We start from the raw sequence: 1,945 nt of genomic DNA on the forward strand, positions 1-1,945 counted from the left end.
CGGGTAAAAAAATTAATCAGTTATATTATTTTGCTCCTCCTTTTGATTTTGAATTAAACCGGCCTTAAATTTGTCTTTTAATCTGTAACTATCACCTCTGCATTGAATGACATGAGCATGATGGAGCAATCTGTCGAGCATAGCTGCTGTTAATACTTTATCGCCGGCAAAAGTATTGTCCCATTGACCAAAAGCAAGATTGGAGGTGGCAATAATAGAACCTTTTTCATAGCGATTTGCAATAACCTGGAAGAAATGATTTGCCTGATCTCGGTTCATTGGTAAATATCCAATTTCATTAATAATGAGCAGTCGAGCGTTATTAATAACCCGCCGCATAATATCTTTATATCGCCCTTGGCGATGAGCTGTTTCAAGCAATAACATCAAATCTGCTGCGCTAATAAATTTTGTTTTAATGTTTGCTTGAACTGCTAAATAACCCAGAGCAATCGCTAAATGAGTCTTGCCTAATCCACTAGGACCAAGTAATAAAATGTTTTCCTGTCGCTCAATGAAAGCCAAAGAAGTCAGCTCTCGGATTTTATTTTTTGGTACACCAGAAGCAAATTTAAAATCAAAATCATCTATTGTTTTAATCATTGGAAAACCAGCCATTTTAGTGAGCAGGGTTCGACTTCGATACTGTTTTTCCTGTAACTCCACAGTCAATACACTTTCTAAAAAATCACTAAATCCTTGATTATGAGTTGCTGCCTCTTGAGCTAAATAAGAGTAATTTGTCGCTATCGCTGATAAATTCAAGCGTTCACATAGTGATAAAATACGCTCATGTTGAATATTCATGCAGCCTCCTCTGTGCGCTCGAGTAGTTTCTGATAAATTGACAAGTCATGTTGCATTGTCGTGTTGTCTAATAATTGAAAGCTAAAATAGTGAATCTCCTTATTTTCCGAATGAGAAAATAATTTACCAGAATAGGTAGATGACAACGGTTGTAGTGTCGCTTGCTCATCAAGAAGTCGTTCGAATGGAATTGCTCCTGTTGTAGCATGTACTCGTTGATTAGCAATTTCATTTAACCATTTTAAAACATGCATATTGGCTGTCTCTTTATCTAAACTTAAGCCAAGCGCTTTCAATTGACCAACTAAAGGAAAATAAAAACTGTATTTTAAATAATGAATAAAGCGTTCGACTTTACCTTTTGTTTGTGCCCGATAAGGTTGACACACTTTAGGACGAAATCCAGTATGTTTTGCAAAATCCCAAAAACCAGCTTGAAATCGATGTTGGCTTGGGCCATATCCATTTCGTTCAATAATGACTGTTTTCATATTGTCATATAGGATCGTATAAGGAACTCCACCAAAATATTCGAATGCATTTTTATGACATGCAATAAATGTTTCCAAGGTTTCATCGCTGACAAACTCTACATAAGACGCTCTGGAATATCCCATGGTTGCAATAAAAGCACTTAATCTATCCTTTCCTCTTCGGAATTGAGCCCAATCCACCTGCATCTGCTGTCCAGGCTCTGTTTCAAATCGAACAATAACCTCTTCATTTCTTGACCTTAAAGTATGCATATAGGCTCTTAACTGGGAGCTGCATCCATCATAACCAAACGATTTAATCTCTCGATAAATCACAGTAGCTGGTACCCAATGCGGTGTTGCATCTTTTAATCTTTTTTGAATATATGCTTTATAGGGGTCAAGCTTTAATGGTTTTTTATCACGTCTTTTGTAATAAGGCTCTGAACCACTTTTAAGATATTTTCGAACAGTATTTATCGACATCCCCAATTTTCTAGCAATCCCTTTTTTACTGTATCCCCGCTTGTACAAAATATGAATCATTCTTGACTCCTCTAATTGAATCATTCCCTCCTCCAGAATTTATTATCCTGAAGAAAACTATAGTAGGGGGATCAATTTTCAGGCAGCAAAGGGGATCAGTTTATAGTCAGCAATGACAT

Annotated in this window: 2 protein-coding genes; both read right to left on the reverse strand. The window is 36.5% G+C overall.

The annotated features are described in order from the left end of the window. Positions 1-12 precede the first annotated feature (12 nt). Positions 13-807: an IS21-like element ISLpn12 family helper ATPase IstB gene (istB, locus tag CC34_RS0110070; protein ID WP_028379465.1), complete on the reverse strand. Its 795-nt coding sequence runs from the start codon at positions 805-807 to the stop codon at positions 13-15. Then, a complete protein-coding gene (istA, locus tag CC34_RS0110075) occupies positions 804-1,850 on the reverse strand; it encodes an IS21 family transposase (RefSeq protein ID WP_032830385.1) in 1,047 nt (348 codons plus the stop codon). The genes istB and istA overlap by 4 nt, the downstream gene beginning before the upstream one ends. Between the last annotated feature and the right edge of the window lie 95 nt (positions 1,851-1,945).

This window comes from Legionella pneumophila subsp. fraseri (assembly GCF_000586315.1).
Classification (GTDB): domain Bacteria; phylum Pseudomonadota; class Gammaproteobacteria; order Legionellales; family Legionellaceae; genus Legionella; species Legionella pneumophila_B.